This window comes from Rhodococcus sp. BP22, assembly GCF_014281965.1.
Lineage (GTDB): Bacteria > Actinomycetota > Actinomycetes > Mycobacteriales > Mycobacteriaceae > Rhodococcoides.
The window spans coordinates 419894-440436 of the sequence record NZ_JACFTB010000002.1 but is presented as its reverse complement, the minus strand read 5'-3'; the positions used below and the strand labels follow the sequence as shown (position 1 = coordinate 440436).

Sequence of the window (20543 nt, the reverse complement as noted above, 5' to 3'; positions counted from 1 at the left end):
GTGTTCAAAACAACCCGCCCATTCCCTTGCCGATCAGTACCGCTGAGATCACCAGAATCAGCACGCTCATGACGGCCGTGTTGTTCGTTTGCAGCCACTCTTTGAGTGAGGCGAGCGGCGCCTCGAGTCGTTGTGCCGCAACCTGGTAGGCGATCACCGGAACCGCAATCGTCGAGGCCGACAGAACCGAGAAAACGGCTACGGTCACCACTGTCTGTCCGGCATCGAGGGCGGCACCTCCGATGGTGACGCCTGCGGCGATACACATCAGCAAGTTCTTCGGATTGATTGCGGCCAGCGCGAAGCCGACTCCGAGTGCTTTGACTGCGGTCATCTCGTCGATGGCGGACATCCACTTCGGAGTCGCATGTTCCTCCCCACGAGCGCGCCATTGACGGATGCCGACTCCGAGCAACAAGACTCCGATGACGAGCTTGACCCACGACGATGTGGTGGACGGCTCGTCCTCGGATCCGGTCGCCGCGCCCCCCAGGAGAACGAAGATCGTGGTTGCCAACACGATTCCGGCGATCCATCCGATCGCGAAGCTGATGCTGGTGCTGCCCGCGCGTTTACCCAGCAGCATCAGGATCGCAGCGATGATGGGTACCGGGGAGACGGCTACACCGATCACCAGTGGCAGTAGGTCGCCGAGAACTGTTCCCATAGTCGATTCCGTAGGAGTAGAAGTGATAGTCGTTCACTCGGACGCTATGGGTGTGCGGGACCTACCGCATCATCTGTAACGGGTGAGGCGCGTCAGAGGACGGTGACCCAGCCATGAACAACGTCGCCGACGAGCGCGTCGTGGTGGCGTTTGCGCAACATCGCCGACAGCGGCCCGATGTCCGTCGACGCTCCCACCGCCCGGCCGTCGATCTCAAAGACGGGTGCAACCCCAGCGGAGGTACCGCAGACGAATACTTCGTCGGCAATATAGAGCTCGGTAAGATCGACCACCCTCTCCTGCACCGGAAGCCCTTCCTCGCGAGCGAGAGTCAGAATCGTACGACGGTTGATCCCGTCGAGAATGTCCGAAGTAACGTCCGGTGTGATCAGCGTGCCACCGCGGACCAGGAAGATATTCGCGGCACTGAGCTCACACACGTGTCCGTTGATGTCGAGGAAGATGCAATCATCGAAGCCGCTGTCGATCGCATCCTGTTTGGCCAGAACCGAATTGACGTAGGCGCCGTTGACTTTTGCGCGCGAGGGAATCGCATTGTCCGGGATACGACGCCACACACTCGTTTTCAGACGCATACCGTCCTGCGGGACGATCGGGACCGCGTCGTACAAGAAGATCGACACGGTGGTGTGCAAGCCGCGCACCCGTGTTCCCGGAATTTGCTCGTCGACGTGGACCGTTGCGCGTACGTAGACTTCGCGGTCCGGTGAGTTCGCGGTGATCAGCTCACGCGTCACGGCCAAAAATCGGTCGAAATCCCACTCGTCCGCAAACCGATCGATACCGATGATCTTGCATGACTCGAGCAGTCGCTGGAAGTGATCGCGCAGCCGAAAAGCTGTCCGGGTTGCGCCGTCGACCTGAACCGGGAAGACCGTGTAAACGCTCAACCCGTACAGAACCGCCGAGGTGGCTACTCCGAGGGTCGCGTCCCGCGCGTCGATGATGCGGTCGCCGAAATATACCTTGGAATGTGGAGTTGCCATGGGCTGATGCTAGTGCGCGACAAGTTCACCGGTCCACGGGTTTACGGGCGACCATCGAAACACACCCCGCTTCTCCCAGCCGTGTCGTAGGCCGGTGATATCAATAGAGGACACCGACGAAAGGAGCACCGACCATGTCCTGCAGAGACTGCACAGCGGCTGTCGACCATTGCCACGGAACGCTGGTGATCCACTCGTCGGGCCTGGCGGAGTGCACCGAGCCCGGCTGCATCGATCTCGAGTACGTGCGTCACTACCTAGTGCTGGACTGCTCCGAGGTCACGGGCGGGTGCCAGTGCGTCGCAGAGATCGAGTTGCGTCAGGCATCTTGATCGGAATGTCCGCGCAATCGTAGATCTGCCGGTTCGGAACCACCGCCGGTGAATCAATCGGGACGCATCGCCAGGAACGCGGAGTAACGTCGCGTGAAGCGGTAGACAGAAAACAACGCAGCGGAGTTTCTCGAATAGGGCCGCGCCGGCGACGATGGGCCGAACCGGTGACCGCCATGAAGGTAGATGCGGCCCGAGTGCGGAGCGCTGCGCGATGATGCGAATTCTGTTGGTCGGCGTACCGGTCTTGCTTGCCGTCGCGTCGGTGGTTGCGGCATCGTTCGGCGCACTCTGGTGGATTGTTTCAGCGGTCGTCTTCACTGTGATTGCCGCGATCGGCATCTACGATCTCGTCCAGAAACGCCACTCGGTGCTACGTAACTACCCGATCCTCGGCCACCTGCGGTACCTGCTCGAGCTGGTCCGCCCGGAACTGCAGCAATACTTCATCGAGCGCAACTTCGACGGCCGTCCTTTCGATCGTGACAAGAGGTCACTGATCTACGAGCGCGCCAAGGGAACTGCCGCCGAGCTCTCCTTCGGAACCGAGCGCGATATCGACGCTGCCGGATACGAGCACCTCGTGCATTCCACAGCTCCCGTCGAAGTTCCGGACACTCCACCGCGCGTACGCATCGGCGGTCCGGACTGCACACACCCCTACGACATGGCGTTGTTGAACGTCTCGGCGATGAGCTTCGGTGCGCTGTCTGCCAATGCCCTGAAGGCGCTCAATGCCGGTGCAGAACGAGGTGGGTTCGCTCATGACACCGGCGAGGGTGGCCTCACGCCTTATCATCTCGGAGGCGCCGATGTCGTCTGGGAGATCGGTTCGGGTTACTTCGGTTGCCGTACCGAGGACGGCCGCTTCGATCCCGATCAGTTCTCCCGCAAGGCCGCCGACGATCGAGTGAAGTGCTTGTCGCTCAAGCTGAGTCAAGGTGCAAAGCCGGGGATCGGCGGCGTGCTGCCGGCAGCGAAGGTCAGCGCGGAGATTGCTGAGTATCGCGGTGTCCCGCAGGGGGAGAAATGTGTCAGTCCAGCCGCGCACACGGAGTTCTCCACTCCGCGCGGTCTGGTCCGGTTCATCGGGCGCATGCGTGAGCTCGCCGATGGTAAGCCTGTCGGGTTCAAGCTCTGCGTGGGCTCGCGAGTAGATGTTCTGGCAATCTGCAAAGCGATGCTCGAGGAGGGCATCGCCCCGGATTTCATCATTGTCGACGGGGCCGAGGGAGGTACCGCCGCAGCCCCGCTGGAGTACGAGGATCACGTCGGTCTCCCGCTGACCGACGGGCTGATGACACTGCACAATGCATTGGTGGGTTGCGGCCTGCGTCAGCAGATTCGGGTCGGGGCAAGCGGGAAAGTCGCCACCGGAGCCGACATCGTCAAACGGCTCATCCAAGGCGCCGATTACACCAACTCTGCCCGCGCGATGATGATGGCCGTCGGCTGCATTCAGTCACAGCGGTGTCACACCAACAAATGCCCAGTGGGAGTTGCCACTCAGAACCCCAAGCGTGCCCGGGCGCTCGACGTCGAGGACAAAAGTGCGCGAACGTTCCGATACCAGCAGGCCACCGTCGCTCAAGCGATGAAGATCATGGCATCGATGGGCGTGAGGGAGCCTTCCGAACTCACCCCACACATGTTGCGCAAGCGAATTGGTCCGATCAGCCAGCAGTCGTACGCGGAGATCTACGAATGGCTCGCACCAGCGGTGCTGCTGAATGACCCGCCGGTCGCATGGGCAGCGGACTGGAAGATCGCCGATCCCGACAGCTTCGCCCCTACCCCATGGCATCAGTCCGCTCGAGGATAAGGAGTTGTTACATGCCGAATATCGCCCGCACCATCGTCACCGCTCTCGGCGACCTGGGTGTCACTCAGATCTGGGGAGTCGTCGGCGACGCACTGAACCCCATCACCGACGCCATCCGTGACGACAAACGCCTCGAGTGGATCGGTGTACGCCATGAGGAGGTTGCGGCATTCGCAGCCGGTGCACAAGCGCAACTCACCGGCACCATCGGCGTCTGTATGGGCACCGTCGGACCCGGATCGTTGCACTTGATCAACGGACTCTACGACGCCAAGAAGTCCCACGCGCCTGTCTTGGCGATCTGCGGCCAGGTTCCGACCATGAGCATGGGGACGGACTCCTTTCAAGAGGTGAACAACGACGCGGTGTTTGCCGACGTGTCCGTATACCGCGCGACCGTGACCGCCCCGGCCCAGATGCCGTTCTTGCTTCAGCAAGCGGTGAATACCGCGATTGCGCTCAACGGTGTCGCGGTACTCACCATCCCCGGCGACATCGGCGCCATGGACGCGACCGAGGGTGCGCCCCACTTTGCACCGTCACGTGGCGAGTCGGCCGCAGATCCAGGCGATATCGACGCTGTGGTGGCTCTGCTCGACGACGCCGAGAAGGTAACGATGCTTGTCGGGAAAGGAGCGCGCGAGGCACGCGAGGAAGTTCTGGCCGTTGCGGAGCGGCTCGCTGCCCCGATGGTCCTCACGCTGAAGGGCAAGGACGGTTTGGAAGGCGACAATCGGTTTCAGGTCGGCCAGTCCGGGCTGATCGGCAATCCGGCGGCCCACCTGGCCCTCCATCAGGCCGACACATTGCTCCTCGTCGGAACCGACTTCCCTTACCGCGACTGGCTGCCGCACGATAAGAAGGTTGTCCAGATCGACGTTCGTGCCGAACACATCGGACGGCGGGTATCTGCCGACATCGGTGTTGTAGCCGATGCGAAGAATGCTTTGACGCAACTTCTCCCGAAGCTCTCGGCCAAGACCAGCACCAAGTTCCTCGACCACCACCGAACCGAGTTCGAACTGTGGGAGGCTGCGCAGCGGCGGCTGAGTGATCCCAAGCACGACAGCACACTTGTCGGAAAGGTGCGCAAACACCTCGATAATCCTGACCAGCTCATCCGACCGGAAGTGGTTGCTGCCGCGATAGACGAAGCCGCCGCGGATGACGCGATCTTCACCAGCGACACCGGAATGTCCACCGTGTGGCTCTCCCGATTCATCAGGATCCGCAACGAGCGACGACTACTCGGCTCGTTCAATCTCGGATCCATGGCCAACGCGATGCCCCAGGCGCTCGGTGCACAGGCCATGGATCGGTCCCGGCAAGTGATCGCGCTCTGCGGCGACGGAGGGCTGATGATGCTCCTCGGCGATCTCCGTACAGCCGTCACCTACAACCTGCCTGCCACCTTCGTGGTATTCGACAACCGACGACTGGGCATGGTGAAGCTCGAACAGGAGCAGTCCGGTATGGCCGAGTTCGGTACCGAACTCGACAATCCCGATCTCGCCGAGGTGGCCCGAGCATTGGGTTTGCACTCGCAACGGGTGACAAAACCCGGCGATGTTGCCGGTGCGATCGACGCTGCGCTCGCGCACCCGGGCCCTGCCCTGCTCGATATCCTCACCAACCCCGACGAAATCTCGGTGCCGGCCCGCCCTACCGCAGGCCAAGCGTGGGGTTTCGCGATCGCCAAACTGACCGAGACACTGTCCAGTCGCGAATAGCGTCGAGGTCGGCGCACGGGTCACGTCCAAACTGTGAATTGTGTGGCCGAGGATACGAGGACGTGGCCACCCCCGGGTCCCACCTGCACCACCCGAGGGTCGGCTCCTTCCGGGAGCGGGAGCGACCACATGATCACGCCGTCCCGGACTCGCAGCGCATGGGTTCCGGTGTAGTCCCCGAACACGAAGTACTCGCCATCGGTGAGACCCCCTCGCACCCAGTAGGCGTCCTGCCAGGGCGTGAGCCAACGCTGTTCGCCCGTGTCGACGTCGAGGCCGACGATGGTGCGACCTTCGGGGTCGGCGACGACCACTGTGCGTCCCACCACCGCGACGACGGCGGACTCCTTTGCGAACGTCCCCTCGACCATCAGGGGGTTTCGCCACAGTTCCGCGCCGGTCACCGCGTCGTACGCACCGTCACCAGCGAACGCTGGAACTGGTGTGGACGGCAGGCTCGGGTATCCGCCGACCACCGCCGAGGGGATCGGGATCGCGCGGATCAACTCGCCTTCTCCATCGAGGAGATTCTGTGTCCCTGCCGAACCGGATTGGATGCCAACGGTGGCGACGAACAGGTCTTTGCTCAGCGCTTGAAGTGAGTCACCCTCGTACACGAAGCGTTGTGCGCCGGTTTCGAGGTCGTACACGGTCGAGGTGTACTGCGCGCCTCCACTTCCTCGATACGTGGTCATTGCGATGTCGAACTCCGGAAGTGGGGCTACGTAGGCAAGGTCGTCGGACCTTGGAAAAGTACGCAGATAGTCGGCCGAGATGTCCATGGCCGTTCCACGTGTCAGTATCGGACTCCGGTCGGAATCTCCCACCACGTAGACGTTGTCGTCCACGAAGCGAACATTCATCACGTCGAATTCGGTTCCGATGTCGGACAACAGCGTTCCGTCCGAGGTATCGACGAACACGATTCGACGGTCGGACCAACACGCGATGACCACCGACTCGACCGTGTCGCTACAGGCGGACACTCTGCCCACGATCGTCTTCCACAGTGGCGACCCGTCCCCCGTATCCACGCCGACGAGAGTCACCGGCCCGACGCCTGTGCCGGAGCCGAGATCCCCTGTCGGCAGCGGATATCCGGTAGCGGCGACCACCACGTCGTCCCCGCCCAGAACCCCGCCGTAGCCGTAGTACATGTCGAGGTTGTAGGGCATGGCGAGCAGCACATCACTACCGTTGTCGGACAACACGTGCGGATCCAGGTGTATCGCTTGCCCGGGTCGCTCGGCAAGGGAGGTGTCGACGGTCGACCGCTCATGGGGTCCACTCGCAGATGCGGGCTCGTCGAGAGCTACCCGCACCACGATGAAGACGATCCCCACTACAACCGCAACCCCGAGTGCGCCGAGCTTCGAGCGCTCGCGTCGTGTCAGCTCCACGTGAGCAACCGTATCCCGAGGTAATCACCGTGGGCTCCTCGGAACCCCCTGTGCGTCTTGAACACTGCGCGGGCTGAAGTCGCCGACGGCGGGGCTCGTGGGTAAGGGTTCGAGCTCGACGTGGACGGTGATCAGGTCTGTGCCCAAAACGCGGACGTTGATGGCGTTGAAGGCTCGCAGGGGATGCCACCGGATGATGGAACGCTGTCGGGCCAGAGCGTCGTCGCCGTCGAGGACCGTGGCGTGGCCCTGAACCCAGCGATAACGCAGGCCGCAGCGAACCCGCACTCGTACTCGTGGGTCGTTTCCGATGTTGCGATGGCCAAGAAGCCGCGCATCAGCGGATTGATGGTCCAGCGTTGGAGGCCGCGGACCAAGAGCACTTTGAGGCGACGGCTTCGGATCGTCAAGACGAGCAGCGCGGCGTACAGGACGCTCTGCACCATCGGAACGGCAATGCCTGTGCCAGGAAAAAGCACATACGGTGCCCAGGCGATTGCGGTCGCGGCCAGAGTCCCGGCCACAATCCCGCGCGGGCCACTCATACACATGTATAATCCTCGGTGTGGCAAAGATGTCAAGTGGTGTGCAGACATATGCAGCCATCGTCGAGGCAATTCTGAAAATCGTCGGCGAGCAGGGCCTTCCTCACGCCACCGTCCGTGAGGTTGCTACAGCTGCCGGTGTGTCGATAGGCACTGTGCAGCACCACTTCCCGACCAAGGAAGTCATGCTGGCCTCGGCCTTCACCGAGGTCGTCCACCGGGTTCGCGCACGACTGGAAGCAACCGACTTCACCAACGATGCGCATCGCACCGTCTCGTCGGTACTCAGCGAGATACTCCCGCTGGATCGACAACGAAAGCAAGAAGCCCGCATCCAACTGGAGTTCGCCGTCCACGCGATCCACAACCCCGACCTGGCCGAAACCCAACGCACAGTGCTCGCCGAACTGCATCAGGCGCTCTGCAACGCCTTCGACACGAGTGCGGACCAAGACCCCGAACGTTCCCGACTTGCCGCGCACGCTGCGATCGCCCTGGCCGACGGGTTGGCCCTGCACACCGTCAGCACGGAACGCTGGCTCTCTGCCTCCCAGCTGAACGCGACAGTCGAACTCGTCCTCGACGCCCTCCTACCTCGAGAACTGCACTAGAGATGTTCGGACACCAGTACCGCCACGGTGTTCGGCTCCAATGCTTCGAACGTGTGCGGCTGATCCCCCGGGTAGGAAATGTAGTCACCGGGATGTAGCTCTACAGGGTCTTCGGTGGGTCCGACGAGTGCGCGACCCACCGACATGACGACGTGTTCGACGACGCCCGGCGAGTGGGGATCTGCCTGCCGCGCGTCGCCGACCTGGGCGTTGATGATGTAGAGGTCCCGACGCGCGTGCGGTGGGCACGAGGCGAGCAGCGTCGCTACGTAGTCGGCGTGTTCGGATCCGATGCTCGGTCCTTCGCCGGCCCTGATCAGGTGTACTCGCGGTCGGGCAGGCTCGACCAGCTGCGCGAAGGGTACGTCGAGGGTGACACTGAGCGCCCATAGGGTCTCCACGCTCGGATTACCGGTGCCAGATTCGAGTTGCGAGAGAGTAGATTTGGCGATCCCGGCTCGGCGCGCGACTTCGGCGGAGGACAGGCCGACCCGCTTGCGTTCACGTTGCAGCGCTGCGGCGATCGCCGCGATGGGTGCTCCCGACTCGGCCATGTTCGTTCACTCCATCGGTTGTATCGTTCGGTTTGACGAACACCTTAACATCGTCCACCATTACGGACATGCGTTCGATATGGCGAACACCCGCGATGCGAGACATCGCCCTCGTCTGCCTTGCCGACGGCCTCGTCGGGGCCTCCTTCGGCGCAATCGCCGTCGCGACCGGGCTCCCGCTCTGGGTTCCGGTCGCGATGTCGTTGTTCGTCTTTGCCGGTGCGTCCCAGTTCATTCTCGTGGGAGTGCTTGCTGCAGGGGGTAATCCGGTTGCTGCGGTCGCCAGCGCGATGCTCGTCAACACCAGACTCGTCCCACTCGGCTTCTCGGTCGGCGACGCATTGGCCGGCTCGAGCTGGCCCAGAAAGCTCCTCGGGATGCACCTGATCACCGATGAATCCGTTGCCTTCGCCGTCGCAGAAAAGGAACCGGCCGCGCGTCGAACATCGTTCTGGCTCTGCGGAATCGGGCTGTTCGTGAGTTGGAACATAGGCGTACTCGGTGGCGCGGCGCTCGGTAGCGCGATCACCGACACCGCCGCCCTCGGCCTCGATGCTGCTTTTCCGGCGGTGCTCATCGCTCTGGTCATGCCTGCCCTGCGCGAGGCGAGGACGCGGAACGCTGCAGTGATCGGTGCGGTCATCGCCGTCGCCGCCGCCACCGTGCTTCCCCCGGGAATCCCGGTCCTCCTCGCACTCGCCGGAGTTGCGATCGCCCCACTGTTATCGAAGGTCAACACGTGAATCTTGTCGTTCCGATGCTCGCGCTCACCGTCGGCACGATGCTGCTCCGCATCGTCGGTCCACTGCTCCGCAGTCGCGTCACACTGTCCCCGCGGATCGAGATGCTGAGTTCGACGGCCGTAGCCGTTCTCTTCGTCGCGCTCGTCGCAACCCAGGCACTGATCGTCGACACCGCATTTGCAGGGTTCGCTCTTCCCGCAGGAGTTGTCGTTGCCGCCGTGCTGGCCTGGCGCAAAGCACCGTTCGTTGTCATCGTCCTGGCGGCATCGGCGACGACTGCCGCCCTGCGGTTTTTCGGCGTTGCTTGACCCAATCGAAGGACCCTTCCCGAGACCGGCGACAAGGCGTACAGTTCGTACTGGCTAGATACCCCCTAGGGGTATAACCGCGAACTCGTTGGGGGGAAGGACATGCACGATGAGCAACCACATGAACCCTGATACTGCACATCCACCTCGGCAGGATTCGGCGCATTCCGGCCAAGATGACATGACAGGGCACGACACGTCCGGACACGCGGGGCATGCCGGACACGGCGATCACGCCGGCCAGTTCCGTCGCCTGTTCGTCATCATGGTGTTCTTCGCCGTTCCGGTCGTGTTCGCCTCGAACATGTTCGCGACGATCGTCGGCTATTCGCTACCCGACGCAGCATGGATCGCCTGGATCTCACCGGCACTGGGCACGGTCATGTACTTCTGGGGTGGTTCACCGTTTCTGACCGGTGCGGTCAGCGAAATACGTTCGCGGACACCAGGAATGATGCTTCTCATCGCGCTGGCGATCACAGTCGCATTCGTGGCATCGATGGGTTCGAGCATCGGCATACTCGACCATCAGCTCGACTTCTGGTGGGAACTGGCGCTGCTGATCGTGATCATGCTGCTCGGGCATTGGATCGAGATGCGGTCACTTGCGCAGACCACCTCGGCATTGGACTCACTGGCAGCACTTCTCCCCGACACCGCCGAACGCGTCGAGGATGGCGAGGTCGTGTCGGTGACGCCGGACGACTTACGGGTCGGCGACGTCGTCGTCGTCCGCCCAGGTGGGCGGGTGCCTGCCGATGGCACCATCGTCTCCGGGACCGCCAGCATGGACGAATCGATGGTCACCGGGGAATCGCGCACTGTCCGCCGCAGCGACGGTGACCACGTAGTCGCCGGGACCGTCGCCACCGATTCCGGCGTCCGCATCCAGGTCACCGCCATCGGCGAGGACACCGCCCTCGCCGGCATCGGACGCCTGGTTGCCGACGCGCAAAATTCGTCGTCGCGAGCCCAACGCATTGCCGATACCGCGTCGGGCTGGTTGTTCTGGTTCGCGCTGGGAGCCGCGGCCATCACCGCGGGAGTGTGGACATTGTTCGGACTGCCCGACGACGCCGTCATCCGCACGATCACCGTCCTGGTCATCGCCTGTCCACACGCCCTTGGGTTGGCGATCCCCCTGGTGGTGTCCATCGCAACCGAACGAGCCGCCCGCAGCGGTGTCCTGATCAAGGATCGGCTATCGCTGGAAACCATGCGGACAGTGAATACCGTGGTTTTCGACAAAACAGGAACGCTGACCAAAGGCGAGCCCACCGTCATCGCGATCGAGGTGACCGGGGGCCACACCGCCGACGAAGTCCTGGCATCGGCCGCGGCCGCCGAAACCGATTCCGAGCATCCTCTCGCCCGTGCCATCGTCGAAGCCGCACTTCACCGCGGACTGACGGTACCGACGGCTACCGACTTTCGGTCGTCCCCGGCGATCGGGGTGTCCGCCGACATCGACGGAACCCGCATCCACGTCGGTGGCCCGGGCCTGCTCGAACAGGAGCACGCCCGCGAACTCGCAGTCGCCGACCGCTGGGGTGACGACGGTGCGATCATCCTGCACGTCCTCGCCGAAAGCGAGGTCATCGGAGCATTGAAGCTCGCCGACGAGATCCGACCGGAATCACGCTCGGCGATCGAGGAGCTTCACGTCCGCAACATCGAGGTCGTCATGATCACCGGTGACGCCGATGCCGTCGCAAAGTCCGTCGCCACCGAACTCGGCATCGACCGCTATTTTGCCGGAGTCAAACCTGAGGACAAGTCCCATCACGTCGCCGACTTGCAACGCGAAGGACGCAGAGTGGCGATGGTCGGTGACGGCGTCAACGACGCTCCGGCGCTTGCGCAGGCCGACGTCGGGATCGCGATCGGCGCGGGCACCGACGTCGCCATCGCGTCGGCGGGAGTGATCCTGGCCAGCGACGACCCCCGATCGGTACTCTCGGTGATCGAGCTTTCGCGTGCCTCGTATCGGAAGATGAAGCAAAACCTCTGGTGGGCAGCGGGGTACAACCTTATTTCCGTGCCGCTCGCGGCAGGAGTACTGGCACCGATCGGGTTCGTGCTTCCGATGTCGGTCGGGGCGATCTTGATGTCGTTGTCGACGGTCATCGTTGCCGCCAACGCGCAGTTGTTGCGCCGACTCGATCTCACCCCTGACCACATCGCCGGTGACGAGCATCCGAATGATGTAGCCGAAGAGCATCGACCGGTGCTGAAGAGCTGAGCTCGAGCCAGACAGTGAAACGACCGAAGGCCGCACCCGACGCGGGGTGCGGCCTTCGGTGTGGAACAGGTCAGCCGAGGAGCTGACGCATCATGTCGATCTCCTCTTGCTGCGAGGTGACGATCATGCGCGACATCGCCTGAGCCTCAGGATTGGAACCCTGCTCGATCTCGATATTCGCCATGTCGATGGCACCCGTGTGGTGGTCGATCATCATCGTCAACCACTGCCGGTCGAACTCGGGCCCCGAGGACGCCATCAACGAGTCCATCTCCTGGTCGGTCATCATGCCGCTGCCGGAGCCGTGATTCATACCGCCCATACCGCCCATCTCCCCCAAATCAGCGGAAGGGGCGGGCTGGCCCCACGCGGCGAGCCACGCGGTCATCTGGTCCATCTCGGGCTGCTGCGCGGCTTCGATCGCCGACGCCAATGCCAGGACATCCGGGTTCTCGGTCCGACCGGTTGCCATCTCGGACATCTCGACGGCTTGGGCGTGGTGCGGGTACATCATCTGCGCGAACATCACGTCGGCGTTGTTGAACTGCGCGGACGCATCCGATGCGGCCTGCGACGAGTTCATCGAGTGCCCGTCCATCATCTGCCCGTTCATCGGAGTGTTGGAAGAATCTTCGCTGCAGCCTGCGAGGAAAATAACGCCTGCCGAGGCAGCTGCGAGTGCAGCAAGTACTGGAGTACGCATGTGAATTCCTTACGAGAGTGATCTTTTACGGAGTTCGGATACGAAAAAGCGATCCGCCGAGATGCAGATGCATTCCGGGCTCCTCGTCACACTCGCAAGGTCACTGATTTGTCCAATTCAGAGAGAACCCACGGCGGTGCACGTTCCAGCGCGGAAGCGGTACGGCCGCCGACGATGTTCACCGCTCGTGGTGAAAGATCGAAGTCGATGCTGGTGGTCGGCACTACCAGAGCAGGCCACGACGTCGTCGTGCCCGCGCACTGATGCATCATCTGATGTGCAGACGGGCAGTCGTGCTCCCCGAACGCAACCGGTCCCGAAGCATCGAGTCGAGACTCCGACGCCGTCGCAGAATGGCCGCCGCCCATCGGTGACATGGACGACATCGAGGACATCGGTGTCACCGAGTGCATGAGCAGCACCCCGAAGATGGTGAATGCAATCAACAACCCGGTAGCCGAGGCTGTACCTCGTCGACTTCCGCGGATCACTGAATGCATGCAACCGACGGTACCAGCCATACCCCCGGGGGGTAAAGATGTCGTGTAGCCGGACGGACTACTCGATCTCGCCACGATAGCGACGCGAAGCCGCGATGATCTTCGTCATTCCGTCCCGGATACGAAGTAGCTCCTCTTCGCCCACTGCCTGCCCGACGGCGTCGGCCCACGCGTGTTGATCGTCGCGTAGCGCCGCCAGAGTGGTCCGACCTGCGGGTGTGGGCCGAAGCAATTTGGCTCTTCGATGCTTGGGGTTCTCGAGGTACTCCGCCCACCCCTTTCCCACCAGGATGTCCGCCGTGCGCTGGACGCTCTGCCGCGCAAGACCGAGGCCGACGCGTCGAGCGATCTCGGCGACTGCCAACGGCTCGTCCAATGTGGCGCCGAGGACTTGCCACCATGCGGGCGTCAGGCCGGCCGGTTCAGTTATCTGCCGCGCCGCCGCGAGAAATTCACCGTTCAGTTCGAAAGCCGGCAGTACGGCGGAGGTCAGCGCATCACCGGCAGGTGAACGGGTCATCCGGCGACCAACTGGTCGTAGAACTTGCGCTCTCCGGTGGAGTACAGCCCGTACCAGGCCTCGATGATCGGCTCCGGGAAGAGTTCGAGTAGCTCGAACATCGCTTTCGTGAACTGCAATGCAGCTGTCCCCGGCGCGGTCACCAAGGAGTGATCGGACACCACCCGCGCATCACGATAGTGTTCACCACCTGTGTATTCGGTTGCACCGGAGATGAATTCAAGCGCATTACTGGTGTGCGGGCGAGCATTCAGCAGTCCGGTGCGCGCGAGCCCGAGCGTGGCCCCACAGATGGCGCCGACGGGTATTGCTCGTTCGATCGCCGTCCGAGCAAGCGCGAGGACCGCGGCATGACCCTCACCCCACGTGTCGCCGCCGGGGAGGACTAGTGCCGCGAGCGATCCGACGTCGAGATCGGCTACGTCGCCGTCGGGAAGAACACGAATGCCACCGGCGGTGGTGACCTCGCCGCTGCCGTCGGAGACAACAGCCAGCTGGTAGCGGTCGGGATCGGATTGCCGGGCCATGGCCACTCCAGCCACGAAGTATCCGTATTCCCAGTCGGCCATGGTGTCGAGTGCGTAGAGAGCAATGGTCTTCATCGAAGCCTCCATAATTGACAGGGTGCTGTCATATTATCCCCACGCCAAGTGTGATGTCGCGGAAATTGGGCACAATAGAGTCGAGACACGAAACCAGCACGGAAAGCGGGTACCCATGGCAGCCCTCGATGCACTACGCGGCCGGTGGCCGAAAAGCTTGCCCCTGCAGCCATTGCCTGCGGAAGCGTGGGCCAAACAGGAGCCGACGTGGAAGGGTGCGAATCCCCAGGTCATCGAGTCCGCGCTCAAACGCGCGAAGATGCGGCCGTCGGGAAACTGGTTCGTCTTCGCCGCGAGCCGTGACGTTCCCAAGGACAAGCCGTTCGGACGGCACATCGGTGGCACCGAACTGGTCGCCTGGCGCGATGAGAAGCAAGGAATCCACATCGCCCCCGGGGTGTGCCCACACCTGGGCGCGCCGCTGGACAAGGCCAAGATCGAATGCGACACCCTCATCTGCCTGTGGCACGGCATGCCGCTCGGCCCCAAGGGACGTCCCGGGTGGAAGCCGTTACCCGCATTCGACGACGGCATCCTCGTCTGGGTCCGGATGGACGAACTCGGTGGTGAAGAGCCGACCGAAGTACCGATCGTCCCGATCCGACCGCCGGCCGCGAACTCCGTCGATGCTGTGGTGACGGTGACCGGTATCTGTGAACCGGACGATATCGTCGCCAATCGCCTCGATCCGTGGCACGGGGCCTGGTTCCATCCGTACTCGTTCGCACGACTGAAGGTGGTCGACGCACCCACCGACGTCGATGTCCCCGAAAAGGACGATCGGTTCCTGGTAGACGTGACATTCCGCGTCAGCCGCGGAATCGGCGTACCGGTCCGAGTCGAATTCGTTTGCCCAGGTCCGCGCACCATCGTGATGCGCATTCTCGAAGGCGAAGGCATTGGAAGCGTCGTCGAGACGCATGCGACGCCACTGGGCCCCGGGCCGGACGGCAAGCCACGCACAGCCGTCATCGAGGTCACCGTCGCCAGCTCCGAGCGTCCGGGATTCAAGATGGCCCGCAAGGTCGCACCGCTGCTTCGTCCCGCCATGGGTTGGACTGCTGAACGACTCTGGAAAGACGACCTCGACTACGCCGAGCGAAGGTACGAATTGCGCTCACGCGGCATGTGAAAAATTAACCTGCCGATCCCCCCGATGCGCGGGGGGATCGACGCGGTCAGCGCTTGGTGAGCCGAGCCAGCTTGTCGAACACTCGAAAGCGTCCGCGCGTCGGGACCGTATAGATCGGATGCCCGGCGATGCCCCAGCCCGAGAGTAGGGTGTTCGCCGCATGCAACCCGGTTGTCGCGGCGCGCTCCATCAGTGCGACCGGCAGATCGATCCTGATGCCGTCCCCCGCGAGCACGACGCCCGGTTCCGGGGTGCGCACCGTGGGCCGATTTGCGAACTGACCGAGGCCGAACAACGGGCAATCATTGCGCCATTCGGTGCGCTCGGATACCACTGTGGCCGAAGCGGTTTCAGGATAAATCTCGTGCATCCGCGCCATCAACTGCGCGCGCGTCTCCTCTTCGGAGTCGACCGCGGCATACGCGTGCAGTTCGACCACCGATCCGCCGGTGCGAGCCGCCCACTCCGCTGCCTCGTCCTCGAACCGCTCGAGCACGCTGATGTTGTCGATCGGCGGCATACCGCCGGTCCCGATGAAAGCCGGACGATCGGCATTCACCGGCTTGTCGAGCCACACCCGATGCACCAGGAACGGCGGCGTATTCTCCAGTGCCGCAATGCGTTTACGCCACTCCGACGTTCCGAGCTCCGGCGAGCTCTCCACCACGTTCTGCAAACCCGCTATATCGGCGGCAAGCACCACGGCGTCGACCTCACCCACTCCGACGACGTCGTATGCGCGTTCGCGGCCCCGGGCAATACCCTCACACGCGGTACCCACCCTGATATCGACACCCAAGCCTAGTAAGTACTCTCCCAACGGATTCCACAGCGCCTGTGGGTAAGGGCCGCGAGGCACGTCGAAGATCAACCCCTCCGACGAACCGAGGAAGTAAATGTGGAACATCATGGCCAGTTCGGCAGCGGACATTTCCTCGGGATCGGCGAAAAAACTCCGCGAGAAAACGCCGAACGCCAAGTGTCGTGCGGCCTCGGGGAAGTTGATGTTGCGCAGAAACTCCGCCGCCGGGGTCGTGTCGAGTTCCTCGAACGTCTCCGGAACGCTGACATTCATCAGCGGCAGAGCAGCCACACCCTTGAGCGAAAACAACTCTCGCATTCGGAAAGTAGGACTCCGAGCGACGAACGCGAACGCATTCAACGGCGGCGTCTGCGGCAGCCCCTTGAAGCCGTCGATTCGGCCATCACCGTCGATCAGCGGATAGTCCTCGACAGGCCGTAGCCGTCGCAGACCCGGATCACTGCGCTCCATCAGGTTCCGAAGGTTGTAGTACTGCCGGAAGAACGCATGGAAACCGCGACTCATCGTCACCGGAGTGCCGTCGTCGAGCGTGGTATCCCACCCCCCGACGCGACCGCCCAGGTAATTCTCACGTTCGAGCACAGTCACCTCGACACCGCGCTCCGCCAAAGCCGTTGCCGCACTGAGGCCGGCGATCCCGCCACCGACAACGACGACCCGCGGCACACGGGTCAGCGAACCGGCATCCGGGAACCCAGCAGGAGCGGGATGTTCGACGCGTCGACTATCGGTCACAGTGTCTCCATCGGGCGGGCCCCGAGAAAGGTGTGCACGACACCGTTCTGCCAGCCCGTCATAGTCTCGGTAGCCAAGGAAGTGAAACCTGCACGCTGCATACGCCTGGCGAACTCTCCAGCACCGTCGAACGTCACCACACTGCGCCAGAGATGCTGATACAAAGTCGTGTTACGAGTGGCCAAGTAACCGAGCGGAATGATGACCGCCCAACACACGAACGTCCACAGCACCTGTGCACGAATGGAATCCTTGACCGAATACTCGTGAAAAGCGATGCTCCCACCGGGCTCGAGCAACGACATCAGAGACTTCAACTCCGTATCAGGATCGTCGACGTTCCTGATCAGGTACGCAGCGAGAATGCCGTCGAACGGGCCATCGACCCCGTTGACATTGAGATCCTCGACGCGGCTGTGCACGAACGTCACATTCGACGGCCACGACTTCGAGCGCGCCACCTCCAGCATCTCCGCCGACGCATCGGCAGCAACGATCTGCGCGTGCGGAGCCGCCTTCAACAATGCCGCCGTCGACGCACCCGTGCCGCAACCGATATCGAGCAGACGAAGCCCATCACCGAGCCCAGGAAGGCGCAGCCGCTCCGCCGATTTCGCCAAATGATCGTGATAGCCGGGGTTCGCACCGACCAACCGGTCGTACGCCCGTGCCCCGACGTCGAAAGCCCCAGGCACCTCGTCGCGCGGCAAGCCCATACCCGTTACCCGCTTGCCACCCAATTCGCGCCCGCCAACCTTCACAGCGCCGACTCACTCGCGACGCGAGCCGACGGGCCACCGTCGATCGAGACGACATCGCCCGGATGAAGTTGGCGACCGCGTCGCAGATCCACCTCACCATTGACGCTGACCTGCCCATCGGCGATGAAAGTCTTCGCCTCCGCCCCCGACTCGATGAGGTTCGCCAACTTGAGAAACTGCCCGAGCCTGATGGACTCGTCGCGGATCGGAACATCTTGGGAGTCAGCCATGACTCCATCTTGGACTACACCGAGCAGATGGTCACTCCGCAGGCTCCGCTCCCGCCTCAAATGGTCACTCCGCAGGCTCCGCTCCCGCCTCAAATGGTCACTCCGCAGGCTCCGCTCCCGCCCTACCAAGGTCACTCCGCAGGCTCCGCTCCCGCCGCCTGGAAGCGCCGCAAACGCAGGCTGTTGGTCACCACGAATACCGAGGAGAACGCCATCGCCGCTCCCGCGAGCATCGGGTTGAGCAGGCCCGCCGCCGCAAGTGGGATAGCCGCGACGTTGTACGCGAACGCCCAGAACAAGTTGCCCTTGATGGTCGCGAGCGTCTTACGGGAGAGCCGAATCGCGTCGCCGACGGCGCGAAGATCCCCGCGAACGAGAGTCAAGTCGCTGGCCTCGATCGCGACATCAGTGCCGGTCCCCATCGACAATCCGAGATCCGCCGTGGCCAATGCTGCCGCGTCGTTGACGCCGTCGCCGACCATCGCGACGACCCGCCCCTCGGACTGCAGCCGCGCGATGACATCGACCTTGCCCTGCGGGAGGACGCCGGCGAAGACCTCGGTGATGCCGACTTCGGCGGCGATCTTCCGCGCTGCGGCCTCGTTGTCACCGGTCAGCATGACCGGGGTCAGACCGAGTTGACGCAATTCGGTGATGGCCTGCTTCGACGTCGGCTTGAGGGCATCGGCGACGACGAGAATTCCCCGTGCACGCCCGTCCCAACCGAGCGCGACGGCGGTTCGGCCGTCGGCCTCCGCGTCGTTCAGCGCACGCTCGAGTTCTGGGGGCAGCGGGAGCGACTTCTCGGCCAGCAGGGCGGCGCGTCCCAACACCACCGTCCGGCCGTCGACAGTTCCGCTGACCCCCAGGCCTGCAATGTTCGCGAAATCTTCCACCGCGGGCAGTGAGGCCTCTTGCCTGGCAGCCGCAGTGATGGCAGCTGCGATGGGGTGTTCGGAGCCGGACTCGATGGCACCCGCCACCGTCAAGATCTCGTCGCTGTCCTCGCCGTCGGCGCCATGGACCGCGAGCAGCGTCATCTCACCGGTGGTGACGGTGCCGGTCTTGTCGAGGACGACGGTGTCGATCCGACGCGTCGATTCGAGCATCTCCGGGCCCTTGATCAGGATGCCGAGCTGGGCAGCTCGACCGGTGCCGACCATCAATGCCGTCGGAGTCGCAAGTCCGAGCGCACACGGGCAGGCGATGATCAGAACTGCAACGGACGCGGTGAATGCCGCGGCGACGGAACCGCCCGTCCCGAGCCAGAAGCCCAGGGTCGCAACGGCGATGGCAATGACGATGGGAACGAAGATCCCGGAAATACGGTCGGCCAGGCGTTGCACCTGAGCCTTACCCGTCTGAGCTTCCTCTACGAGGGTGGCCATCTGCGCGAGCTGCGTATCCGCGCCGACTCGCGTGGCTTTCACCACGAGCCTGCCACCGACGTTGACAGTCGCGCCGACCACATCGTCGCCGGTGGAGACTTCGACGGGCACCGATTCACCGGTCAGCATCGACTTGTCGACGGCGGAGGCGCCGGATTCGATGATGCCGTCCGTCGCGATCTTCTCCCCCGGCTTGACGACGAACCGATCTCCGACGGCCAGCTCTGCGACCGGCACCTGTTTTTCGACACCGTCCTTCAGGACGGTGACGTCCTTGGCACCGAGGTCCAGCAATGCCCGGAGCGCGGACCCAGCTCGCCGCTTGGCGCGCGCCTCGAAGTAGCGGCCGGCAAGAATGAACGTGGTCACTCCGGCGGCGGCCTCGAGGTAGATGTTGGACATGCCGTCCATGCGGGCGATGGTCAGCTCGAACGGATGCTTCATTCCCGTCACCCCGGCGGTCCCGAAGAACAGCGCGTACAACGACCATCCCAGCGCCGCGAGCGTGCCCATCGACACGAGCGTGTCCATCGTGGACGTGCCGTGACGCAAGTTCTTCGCCGCCGCGACATGGAAAGGCCACGCGCCCCAGACGACGACGGGTGCCGCGAGAGTCAGTGACAGCCACTGCCAGTTGTCGAACTGCAACGCGGGCACCATGGCCATGGCGATGACGGGCACGGACAATACGAGCGAGATCAGCAGTCGCTGCTTCAGCGGATCTGTCGCGTCGGCTTCGGCAGTAGCGTCGCCGTCGGTCGGGTTGTCGGTGCGGGGCAGGGTCGCGGTGTAGCCCGCCTGTTCGACGGCCTTGATCAGATCGGCAGGGAGGACGCCGTCACTGACGACTTTCGCCTTCTCGGTGGCGTAGTTGACCGTGGCCGTCACGCCGTCGATTTTGTTGAGTTTGCGCTCGATGCGGTTGGCGCACGACGCGCACGTCATGCCGCCGAGAATCAGTTCGGTGTGGGTAGTCACGACTCGTTCACCTGTACATGCTCATGGCTGGGGGGAACTTGTTCTCCGACTGGGCCCACCAACGATCCGACGAAGTAGGCGGCGAAGAACACCACTGTAATTCCGAGCACGAACATCGAGAGTTTTGCCAGCATGTCCATCTCCTTCATCTCTCAGTTCTACCATACCCCCTGGGGGTATAAATGCGGCGAGGCTGGAATCCCGATGTAA

General features: G+C 63.2%; 22 protein-coding genes. 7 read left to right on the top strand and 15 right to left on the bottom strand.

Annotated features, from left to right (window positions below; translation table 11 throughout):
• Nucleotides 1–4: 4 nt before the first annotated feature.
• From H2510_RS06475 to H2510_RS20755, 3 genes are all read right to left on the bottom strand, one after another.
• On the bottom strand, nt 5–667 hold the full coding sequence (locus tag H2510_RS06475; protein ID WP_186627490.1) for a GAP family protein: 663 nt from the start codon (nt 665–667) through the stop codon (nt 5–7).
• Nucleotides 668–759: 92 nt separating this feature from the next.
• Nucleotides 760–1674: an aminotransferase class IV gene (locus tag H2510_RS06470; protein WP_186627489.1), complete on the bottom strand. Its 915-nt coding sequence runs from the start codon at nt 1672–1674 to the stop codon at nt 760–762.
• Nucleotides 1675–1774: 100 nt separating this feature from the next.
• Entirely contained in the window at nt 1775–1906 is a 132-nt protein-coding gene (locus H2510_RS20755) for a hypothetical protein (protein WP_261392812.1), read from the bottom strand.
• A gap of 314 nt (nt 1907–2220) precedes the next feature.
• Here H2510_RS20755 and H2510_RS06465 point away from each other — a divergent pair, with 314 nt between their 5' ends.
• Both H2510_RS06465 and H2510_RS06460 read left to right on the top strand, forming a co-directional pair.
• Nucleotides 2221–3828 (top strand): FMN-binding glutamate synthase family protein, encoded by a 1608-nt coding sequence (locus H2510_RS06465; RefSeq protein ID WP_186627488.1) that lies wholly within the window; start codon nt 2221–2223, stop codon nt 3826–3828.
• 11 nt (nt 3829–3839) lie between these two features.
• Nucleotides 3840–5558 (top strand): thiamine pyrophosphate-dependent enzyme, encoded by a 1719-nt coding sequence (locus H2510_RS06460; protein ID WP_186627487.1) that lies wholly within the window; start codon nt 3840–3842, stop codon nt 5556–5558.
• A 20-nt stretch (nt 5559–5578) separates the two neighbouring features.
• On the opposite strand, the gene H2510_RS06455 is transcribed toward H2510_RS06460, so the two are convergent.
• Together H2510_RS06455 and H2510_RS06450 are read right to left on the bottom strand one after the other, a co-directional pair.
• A complete protein-coding gene (locus H2510_RS06455; protein WP_186627486.1) occupies nt 5579–6958 on the bottom strand; it encodes a PQQ-binding-like beta-propeller repeat protein in 1380 nt (459 codons plus the stop codon).
• A gap of 131 nt (nt 6959–7089) precedes the next feature.
• Nucleotides 7090–7503 carry a hypothetical protein gene (locus tag H2510_RS06450; protein ID WP_186627485.1) on the bottom strand — a complete coding sequence of 138 codons (414 nt, stop codon included), beginning with the start codon at nt 7501–7503 and terminating at the stop codon, nt 7090–7092.
• Between the two features lie 29 nt (nt 7504–7532).
• Between H2510_RS06450 and H2510_RS06445 the strand changes: the two genes are divergently transcribed.
• On the top strand, nt 7533–8114 hold the full coding sequence (locus H2510_RS06445) for a TetR/AcrR family transcriptional regulator (RefSeq protein ID WP_261392800.1): 582 nt from the start codon (nt 7533–7535) through the stop codon (nt 8112–8114).
• On the opposite strand, the gene H2510_RS06440 is transcribed toward H2510_RS06445, so the two are convergent.
• Nucleotides 8111–8668: a helix-turn-helix domain-containing protein gene (locus H2510_RS06440; RefSeq protein ID WP_186627483.1), complete on the bottom strand. Its 558-nt coding sequence runs from the start codon at nt 8666–8668 to the stop codon at nt 8111–8113. The two genes, H2510_RS06445 and H2510_RS06440, sit on opposite strands and share 4 nt — an antisense overlap.
• 68 nt (nt 8669–8736) lie before the next feature.
• Here H2510_RS06440 and H2510_RS06435 point away from each other — a divergent pair, with 68 nt between their 5' ends.
• The 3 genes from H2510_RS06435 (at nt 8737) to H2510_RS06425 (ending at nt 11961) form a co-directional block, all read left to right on the top strand.
• Nucleotides 8737–9411: an AzlC family ABC transporter permease gene (locus tag H2510_RS06435; RefSeq protein WP_186627482.1), complete on the top strand. Its 675-nt coding sequence runs from the start codon at nt 8737–8739 to the stop codon at nt 9409–9411.
• Nucleotides 9408–9719 carry an AzlD domain-containing protein gene (locus tag H2510_RS06430; RefSeq protein WP_315901263.1) on the top strand — a complete coding sequence of 104 codons (312 nt, stop codon included), beginning with the start codon at nt 9408–9410 and terminating at the stop codon, nt 9717–9719. The genes H2510_RS06435 and H2510_RS06430 overlap by 4 nt, the downstream gene beginning before the upstream one ends.
• Nucleotides 9720–9828: 109 nt before the next feature.
• Nucleotides 9829–11961, top strand: a complete 2133-nt coding sequence (locus H2510_RS06425; RefSeq protein WP_186627481.1) for a heavy metal translocating P-type ATPase — start codon at nt 9829–9831, stop codon at nt 11959–11961.
• Nucleotides 11962–12031: 70 nt separating this feature from the next.
• Here the strand turns inward: H2510_RS06425 and H2510_RS06420 are convergent, their stop codons facing one another.
• From H2510_RS06420 to H2510_RS06405, 4 genes are all read right to left on the bottom strand, one after another.
• Entirely contained in the window at nt 12032–12664 is a 633-nt protein-coding gene (locus H2510_RS06420) for a DUF305 domain-containing protein (RefSeq protein ID WP_186627480.1), read from the bottom strand.
• 86 nt (nt 12665–12750) lie between these two features.
• Entirely contained in the window at nt 12751–13164 is a 414-nt protein-coding gene (locus H2510_RS06415; protein WP_186627479.1) for a DUF6153 family protein, read from the bottom strand.
• Nucleotides 13165–13222: 58 nt separating this feature from the next.
• A complete protein-coding gene (locus H2510_RS06410) occupies nt 13223–13684 on the bottom strand; it encodes a MarR family winged helix-turn-helix transcriptional regulator (RefSeq protein WP_186627478.1) in 462 nt (153 codons plus the stop codon).
• Nucleotides 13681–14286, bottom strand: coding sequence for a DJ-1/PfpI family protein (locus H2510_RS06405; protein WP_186627477.1), 606 nt, complete (start codon nt 14284–14286; stop codon nt 13681–13683). The genes H2510_RS06410 and H2510_RS06405 overlap by 4 nt, the downstream gene beginning before the upstream one ends.
• Nucleotides 14287–14401: 115 nt before the next feature.
• On the opposite strand from H2510_RS06405, the gene H2510_RS06400 reads away from it, so the two are divergent.
• The gene (locus H2510_RS06400; RefSeq protein WP_186627476.1) at nt 14402–15418 is read left to right on the top strand and encodes a DUF5914 domain-containing protein; all 1017 of its coding nucleotides are present in this window, start codon (nt 14402–14404) and stop codon (nt 15416–15418) included.
• 46 nt (nt 15419–15464) lie between these two features.
• Here H2510_RS06400 and H2510_RS06395 read toward each other — a convergent pair whose 3' ends face one another.
• The 5 genes from H2510_RS06395 to H2510_RS06375 form a co-directional block, all read right to left on the bottom strand.
• Nucleotides 15465–16976, bottom strand: coding sequence for an NAD(P)/FAD-dependent oxidoreductase (locus tag H2510_RS06395; protein ID WP_186627475.1), 1512 nt, complete (start codon nt 16974–16976; stop codon nt 15465–15467).
• Entirely contained in the window at nt 16973–17692 is a 720-nt protein-coding gene (locus H2510_RS06390) for a class I SAM-dependent methyltransferase (protein ID WP_136172566.1), read from the bottom strand. Before H2510_RS06390 ends, H2510_RS06395 begins: the two co-directional genes overlap by 4 nt.
• A 41-nt stretch (nt 17693–17733) precedes the next feature.
• Nucleotides 17734–17967, bottom strand: a complete 234-nt coding sequence (locus H2510_RS06385; protein WP_088942441.1) for an RNA-binding S4 domain-containing protein — start codon at nt 17965–17967, stop codon at nt 17734–17736.
• A gap of 131 nt (nt 17968–18098) precedes the next feature.
• Nucleotides 18099–20300, bottom strand: coding sequence for a cation-translocating P-type ATPase (locus tag H2510_RS06380; protein ID WP_186627658.1), 2202 nt, complete (start codon nt 20298–20300; stop codon nt 18099–18101).
• Between the two features lie 29 nt (nt 20301–20329).
• Nucleotides 20330–20467 (bottom strand): hypothetical protein, encoded by a 138-nt coding sequence (locus H2510_RS06375; protein WP_186627682.1) that lies wholly within the window; start codon nt 20465–20467, stop codon nt 20330–20332.
• Nucleotides 20468–20543 lie beyond the last annotated feature (76 nt).

Bases quoted from the DNA above. Each gene is read 5' to 3' on its own strand.
- H2510_RS06475 (WP_186627490.1), bottom strand. From the start codon at position 667: ATGGGAACAGTTCTCGGCGACCTACTGCCACTGGTGATCGGTGTAGCC.
- H2510_RS06470 (WP_186627489.1), bottom strand. From the start codon at position 1,674: ATGGCAACTCCACATTCCAAGGTATATTTCGGCGACCGCATCATCGAC.
- H2510_RS20755 (WP_261392812.1), bottom strand. From the start codon at position 1,906: ATGCAGCCGGGCTCGGTGCACTCCGCCAGGCCCGACGAGTGGATCACC.
- H2510_RS06465 (WP_186627488.1), top strand. From the start codon at position 2,221: ATGATGCGAATTCTGTTGGTCGGCGTACCGGTCTTGCTTGCCGTCGCG.
- H2510_RS06460 (WP_186627487.1), top strand. From the start codon at position 3,840: ATGCCGAATATCGCCCGCACCATCGTCACCGCTCTCGGCGACCTGGGT.
- H2510_RS06450 (WP_186627485.1), bottom strand. From the start codon at position 7,503: ATGAGTGGCCCGCGCGGGATTGTGGCCGGGACTCTGGCCGCGACCGCA.
- H2510_RS06445 (WP_261392800.1), top strand. From the start codon at position 7,533: ATGTCAAGTGGTGTGCAGACATATGCAGCCATCGTCGAGGCAATTCTG.
- H2510_RS06440 (WP_186627483.1), bottom strand. From the start codon at position 8,668: ATGGCCGAGTCGGGAGCACCCATCGCGGCGATCGCCGCAGCGCTGCAA.
- H2510_RS06435 (WP_186627482.1), top strand. From the start codon at position 8,737: ATGCGTTCGATATGGCGAACACCCGCGATGCGAGACATCGCCCTCGTC.
- H2510_RS06425 (WP_186627481.1), top strand. From the start codon at position 9,829: ATGAGCAACCACATGAACCCTGATACTGCACATCCACCTCGGCAGGAT.
- H2510_RS06420 (WP_186627480.1), bottom strand. From the start codon at position 12,664: ATGCGTACTCCAGTACTTGCTGCACTCGCAGCTGCCTCGGCAGGCGTT.
- H2510_RS06415 (WP_186627479.1), bottom strand. From the start codon at position 13,164: ATGCATTCAGTGATCCGCGGAAGTCGACGAGGTACAGCCTCGGCTACC.
- H2510_RS06410 (WP_186627478.1), bottom strand. From the start codon at position 13,684: ATGACCCGTTCACCTGCCGGTGATGCGCTGACCTCCGCCGTACTGCCG.
- H2510_RS06405 (WP_186627477.1), bottom strand. From the start codon at position 14,286: ATGAAGACCATTGCTCTCTACGCACTCGACACCATGGCCGACTGGGAA.
- H2510_RS06400 (WP_186627476.1), top strand. From the start codon at position 14,402: ATGGCAGCCCTCGATGCACTACGCGGCCGGTGGCCGAAAAGCTTGCCC.
- H2510_RS06390 (WP_136172566.1), bottom strand. From the start codon at position 17,692: ATGGGCTTGCCGCGCGACGAGGTGCCTGGGGCTTTCGACGTCGGGGCA.
- H2510_RS06385 (WP_088942441.1), bottom strand. From the start codon at position 17,967: ATGGCTGACTCCCAAGATGTTCCGATCCGCGACGAGTCCATCAGGCTC.
- H2510_RS06380 (WP_186627658.1), bottom strand. From the start codon at position 20,300: ATGACGTGCGCGTCGTGCGCCAACCGCATCGAGCGCAAACTCAACAAA.
- H2510_RS06375 (WP_186627682.1), bottom strand. From the start codon at position 20,467: ATGCTGGCAAAACTCTCGATGTTCGTGCTCGGAATTACAGTGGTGTTC.